Raw genomic sequence first — 5,805 nt, 5'->3', positions numbered from 1 at the left:
GCCCTGCAGGGCGCGACGGTATTCCTGATGTCACCGTTCGCCTCCGAGACGCTGGGCCACTGGCTCCACTCGCTCACGGGCATGTGGAATCTCGAGGACTACATCGGTCACGACATGTACGTGGTGGCCGCGTCGGCGGTCGTGTACAACGCACTGGGCCGACTCCAGGACGACAACGCGATGCAGACGACGTTCAAGCAGTACGTGGAACGCCCCGCGACGTTGTGCATCCCGTTGTTGCTTGGCACGTTCTCCCTCGGCAACGGCGCGGCGATCTACAGCGCGGACTTCTTCCAGCTTCAGACCGACTTCTGGCTCAGCGCCTACTGGGTGCTGCTCTGCGGCACCCTGATCTACCTTCTGGGATACGGATCGCGTGCGCTGCTCGTCCTGCGCAAGGATCCCCGCTCGCGCACGGTCGCCAACGTCTATCTGGCCGCCTGCGTCAGCGGCATGCTCGCCTGCACCGTCCGCATCGTCACCGCGCTGGTGCCGTCGCTACAGCCCGTCGAGAATGGCACGCTGGTCTGGATCTTTGCGTGCGGATGCGGCGCCGGCTTCGCGCTGACGTCGGCACATTCGTGGCGCGTCAAGACCAAGTGGTTCAGCAAGGCGAGCCACTGACCACTTCGGTACCGCAGTCACACGCGTCGACCGAAGGGCACGGGCAGTTCATGGCCCATTCGATGATCTCCCTGGCGCGGATCAACGTCGTCATCTGAGCGTCGATGTCGGTCAGCTTGGCTTCTGCAAGTGAACGACTCGCCGGTCGCCCTGGCGCGTTGTCGGTCAGCAGAAGGTGGATCTCCTCGAGGCTGAACCCCGCCGCCTTGCAGTGGCCGATCACTTCGAGTCGAGTGAGCACGGACTCGTCGTAGCGTCGGCGGCCCCCTACCCGGTCCGGGGTGCTCAGCAGGCCTTCCTGCTCGTAGAACCGCAGGGTGGTGGCCGCAACGCCGGAACGCTCGACGACCTCGCCGATGGGCAGGCTCATGGTGTCATCATCGGAGCAGCTTGACTTAGAGTCAACTCGAGGTCGTTGAATTGACGAATGACCCGTGAAGAACTTCTCACCGCCCTCGCCTCGGCCCGGTACGCACAGCTGCGGACGTACCGTCGCAACAACGGCGCCGTCGACACCCCCATCTGGTTCGTGCTCGACGGCGACCTGCTGACCTTCCGGACGAAAATCGGCCCGAAGACCCGCCGAATCGCCGCCAATCCGGCCGTCGAACTCTGGCCGTGCGACTACCGCGGCAGGTACGCCGAGGGAATCTCCACGGTGCGCGGTGAGGCGACGATCCTGGACGGCGCCGCAGCCGAGGAGGCCAACCGGGCGCTGCACCGCCGGTACGGCTGGCAGTACAACGTGGTGCCACTGCTCAAGGTGCCTGGCGTGAAGAACGTCGATCACGAGCTACCGCTGCGCGAGAAGCTTCGCCGCGCTACCGCAAGGGAGCTGTGGCCGGACAGTGCGATCGTCGCGGTGAAGCTCAGCCCCTCCGTTGGGGGAATCTCTACACCAGAGAATGTTTCAACTCGGGATGACTCGACGGGATCCGTCGTCTGATCGAGTTCTGGTGAACGGCAATTACTTTGCTGACTTCGTAGACCGGCACCGGATTGGCCGCACGGCCAGCAGCCGCGGCGGGGAATGGGTATTCTCGTCACCCTGTGAGACGACGACCGCGTCGTCCGAGGGAGTCGAAGTTGACGTCGAAGCGAATCCTGTCCGACGTGCTGACACAGGAGGGCATCGCCGACCTGACCGGCATGTGGCCCACACACCTCGTGGAACAGTGGAACCGCCGACTCGATCCACTCTTCGCCGCGGCCGACGACCAGCACCGCTCGTACGTCGGCGCCGACGCACTGGTCAGCACGGGAATCTTCGGTGAGCTATTCAACGATCCCGTTCGCCGACTCATCGCAGGCATCCAACCGTCGGCCCTGATGTATCACTGTCACTCCTACGAGATCGCGGCAGCGCAGACGAAGTCCCACATTCACGCGGGTGCGATGCAGGGCTGGCACCAGGACGACGAGACACTCAAACACTTCACGCCCCGCCACCCGAGGTACCTCAGCATCTTCATCCTGCTGACGCCGGTCGCGGACGACAGCGGCCCGTTCGAGTTCCAGCCCGCACCGCCCGGCGGTGGGCTACGCCCCGGCGGTGAGGTCGTCCGACTGGTCGGGTCGGTGGGGACGGCCGCGATATGGAACCGGTCCTACTTCCACCGGGCCGCGCCGAACCGAAGCATCGTGCGACGCCGAATTCTCAAGCTGTCGATCCAGCCCGCATCTCTGGCCAACGACCGAATCGGTCTGGACGAATTCCGGAATGCATTCGCCAACCTCGACGATCCCTGGCTGCGTGCCGTGGTCGACGAGCGACGAGCCGGATCGGAGACACCACTGCCCGATGGGGGTGATGAGGTCCTAGCACGGCCGATGAATCCCTCGGGGACGAATACCGTGACCGCGACGGCCGCCACCCTGGGGCGGGCCCGCGGCCTCGGCCGACGTCTGCTGAGCACCGCAATACGGTGACCCCTCGATTGCGGGCGCTGGTCGTCGGCTCCGGGTATCGGGTTCGGAACGCATTCCTCCCTGCGCTCGCGCTCCTCGACGAACGCGTCGAGGTCGTCGCGATCCACTCGCGGAAGGTCGCGAACGCCCGCGCCGCCGGCAAGCCTTGGGGGGTGGACGCGGTCGCGGACCTCGCCTCGGTGCGTCCCGCCGACGTCGACTTGGTGCTGATGTCCGTGACATTGGCCAACAACGGCGCGGTGCTGCGCGAATGCAGCCACCTTGCACCGGGCGCCGCCTTGGTCGTCGACACGCCTGCGATCAGCGGCGTGGCCGCGTTGCGCCACCTTCCACTGTTTCGGCAATGGGCGCAGGTTCGTGTCGCAGAGGACTTCATGAACCTGCCGCAGTTCCGCCTGATCGGACGACTGATCTCAGAGGGCCGTCTCGGCGAGGTGTCGAGCGTCCGCCAGACCCAGATGGGATACCAGTACCACGCCTTGGCGCTGCTGCGGTCGTGGCTGGGATTCCAGCCGACGACATCGGCGCGCGCCCGAAAGATCAAGGGTGGCTTCAATATTTCCTACAGGTTCGCCGACGGCGCTACGGGCGATGTCATCGAGCCCTACCGGAAGGCGGAGGGATCGTTCCACGTCACGGGCACACGGGCGTCACTGACGGGTCACCCGATGGGTCATCCCACCGTTGACGAGGGACCGGGTCGGCTGGCACGACTGGAGGACAGCGACGGCCTGTACGGATTCCATGCCTTCGGCGAAGAGATCCGCGTGTCGACCATGGGACGCCTCCGTGCGATGAACTTGGAGGACCACAGCGAATTCAATCTGCTGAGAGTCGACGGACTGCGTGAGATCGTCTCATCGCTGTGGACCGACGATCCGGTGAACGACAGGTATCGGCTCGAGGATGCGATGACCGACAAACTGGTGAGTTCGGCAGCACGCCGCTACCGGCGGGTGCCGTTTACCGGGGACGTCGTCGATCGGGTCGAAACCGCGATCCATCGATTCCGACCGTCGCAGGTCTGAATCCTCGCGGTGGCACTCGACGTGGTCGCGGTCACTGCACGTATGTACCGTGTCATCACTGGCAACCGATCGACGGACCGGTCGACGCGGCCGCTGCGCATCACCCCGCCCTCGCGACCGTGCTCAGCGGCCCGCGGCCACACCCGCCGCGCAGTCAACGGAGACCGGATCCGAATCACAGTGAATGCCACCTGCTTTGCTGATCCTGCCATCAACCGCGCAGCGCGGCGGCGGCATCCGCCCTACCGCACCGGCCACGTCACCTAGCCGCGCGTCTCGTGTTCTCATTCCTTAAGCTCGATACACGTTTTCCCGCAATGCCGTTGAGAGAGGCCAGCAATGCCAGACTCGTCGATCCCGGAGATTCTCCGCGAACGCGCAAGCCTGCAGCCGAATGACACGGCGTTCACCTTCGTTGACTACGAGCAGGATTGGGATGGCGTCTCGACCAGTCTGACGTGGGCGCAGCTGTACCGCCGGACGACGAACCTCGCGCGCGAGTTCGGTGACATTGCCAAGACCGGCGACCGAGCCGTGATCGTCGCCCCCCAGGGCCTCGATTACCTGGTCGCCTTCCTCGCTTCGCTGGAGGCGGGTCTCATCGCCGTTCCGCTGTCGACGCCCATGGTGGGCGCCCACGACGAGAGGGTCGGCGCGGTTCTGCTGGACGCCGCCCCCGCCGTGGTGCTGACCACCTCATCGGTGGCTGGGGTCGTGGCCCCCTACCTTCAGCCGCAAGGCGACCTGCCAGCGCCGACCCTGATCGAAGTCGACCGGCTCGATCTGGACGGCAGGCATCGCGCCGTCCGCCGCAAGGAGGCCAGGCCGACCACGGCCTATCTGCAGTACACCTCGGGATCCACTCGAACTCCCGCGGGCGTGATGGTGACCTACCGGAATCTGTCCGCCAACTTCGAACAGATCATGCGCGACTTCTTTCCCGAGTACGGGAAGGTCGCACCACCGGGCACCACCGCAGTGTCCTGGCTGCCGTTCTATCACGACATGGGGCTGATCCTGGGCGTGTGTGCCCCCATCCTCGGTGGCTGGAAGACGGTGATCACCACGCCGCTGTCCTTCCTCGCCAGGCCGGCACGGTGGATCCAGTTGCTGGCCGGCAGTCCCCTGGCATTGACGGCGGGACCCAACTTCGCCTTCGAGCTGGCGGCTGCACGGACCTCCGACGAGGACATGGCCGGACTCGACCTCAGCGGCGTCGTCGGCCTCATCAGCGGTGCCGAGCGTGTTCACGAGGCCACTCTCAAGCGCTTCGTCCAGCGGTTCAGCCGCTTCGGCCTGTCCAACAGAGTGATCAAGCCCTGCTACGGCCTGGCCGAAGCGACGCTATACGTGGCCACCCGCGAACCCGACGACGTGACGAAGATCGTCAACTTCGACCTCGAAGAGCTGTCCGAGGGCCAGGCGCGGCCCTCCGGTGGCGACGGCGCCACTCCCCTGGTCAGCTACGGAACACCCGATCCGGCCGAGGTGCGGATCGTCGACCCCGACGAGCGCGCGGAATGCGCGCCGGGGAGGGTCGGCGAGATCTGGGTCCACGGAGACAACGTGGGCCTGGGTTACTGGGAGAAGTCCGAACAGAGCGAGCAGACGTTCAACGCCAAGATCGTCGACGCGGTCAACGGCGCCTCGGAGGAGTCCTGGCTGCGGACCGGAGATCTGGGGTTCATTCACGATGGCGAGCTGTACATCGTCGGACGCATCAAGGACCTCTTGATCGTTCGGGGCCGCAACCACTACCCCGATGACATCGAGGCCACGATCCAGGAGGTGACGGGCGGGCGCGTTGCGGCGATCTCGGTGCAGGACGATCGCAGCGAACAGCTGGTCGCGATCATCGAAGTCAAGAAGCGCGGCGCCACCGAGGAAGACATCCTTCAGGCGTACCAGACCGTCAAACGCGATGTCACGTCCGCGATCTCGACGGCGCACGGCATCACCGCCGCCGACCTGGTGCTGGTGCCGCGTGGTGCGATTCCGATCACCACCAGTGGCAAGATCCGACGGTCGGCCTGCGCCGACCACTACCGCAGGGATCAGTTCGCGCGGGTGGACGTGGGCTTGGTGTCCGCGGGCACGCCTAACGGATGATGTCGTAACCGAACAGTTTCTGCATCCGCCCCGGCAGGACCGAGACGAAGGTCCATCGGACGAAGAGCCGCCAGTAACCCACGGTGTCGAAACGGCGCGTGGAGGTGTACACCTC

At 65.5% G+C, this 5,805-nt stretch carries 6 protein-coding genes; 5 read left to right on the top strand and 1 reads right to left on the bottom strand.

Annotated elements, in window-relative coordinates; all coding sequences use genetic code 11:
- A partial coding sequence (locus ACRDUX_RS06805; RefSeq protein ID WP_526412247.1) for a hypothetical protein occupies positions 1 to 624 on the top strand: 624 nt, incomplete at its 5' end.
- Here ACRDUX_RS06805 and ACRDUX_RS06800 read toward each other — a convergent pair.
- Positions 605 to 994 (bottom strand): MerR family transcriptional regulator, encoded by a 390-nt coding sequence (locus ACRDUX_RS06800; RefSeq protein WP_526412245.1) that lies wholly within the window; start codon positions 992 to 994, stop codon positions 605 to 607. The genes ACRDUX_RS06805 and ACRDUX_RS06800 overlap by 20 nt on opposite strands.
- Before the next feature lie 57 nt (positions 995 to 1,051).
- Between ACRDUX_RS06800 and ACRDUX_RS06795 the strand changes: the two genes are divergently transcribed.
- The 4 genes from ACRDUX_RS06795 to ACRDUX_RS06780 all read left to right on the top strand — a co-directional run bounded on the left by ACRDUX_RS06795 (position 1,052) and on the right by ACRDUX_RS06780 (position 5,690).
- Positions 1,052 to 1,570: a PPOX class F420-dependent oxidoreductase gene (locus tag ACRDUX_RS06795; protein WP_526412243.1), complete on the top strand. Its 519-nt coding sequence runs from the start codon at positions 1,052 to 1,054 to the stop codon at positions 1,568 to 1,570.
- Between the two features lie 140 nt (positions 1,571 to 1,710).
- The gene (locus ACRDUX_RS06790; RefSeq protein ID WP_526412241.1) at positions 1,711 to 2,553 is read left to right on the top strand and encodes a phytanoyl-CoA dioxygenase family protein; all 843 of its coding nucleotides are present in this window, start codon (positions 1,711 to 1,713) and stop codon (positions 2,551 to 2,553) included.
- Complete coding sequence (locus ACRDUX_RS06785) at positions 2,550 to 3,581, top strand: Gfo/Idh/MocA family oxidoreductase (RefSeq protein WP_526412239.1); 1,032 nt, start codon at positions 2,550 to 2,552, stop codon at positions 3,579 to 3,581. Before ACRDUX_RS06790 ends, ACRDUX_RS06785 begins: the two co-directional genes overlap by 4 nt.
- A 339-nt stretch (positions 3,582 to 3,920) precedes the next feature.
- Positions 3,921 to 5,690, top strand: coding sequence for a fatty-acid--AMP ligase (locus ACRDUX_RS06780; RefSeq protein WP_526412237.1), 1,770 nt, complete (start codon positions 3,921 to 3,923; stop codon positions 5,688 to 5,690).
- Positions 5,691 to 5,805 lie beyond the last annotated feature (115 nt).

The organism is Mycobacterium sp., from assembly GCF_050701675.1.
Lineage (GTDB): Bacteria > Actinomycetota > Actinomycetes > Mycobacteriales > Mycobacteriaceae > Mycobacterium.
The sequence above is the reverse complement of the archived record's forward strand: the minus strand, read 5'-3'. Positions and strand labels throughout refer to the sequence as shown.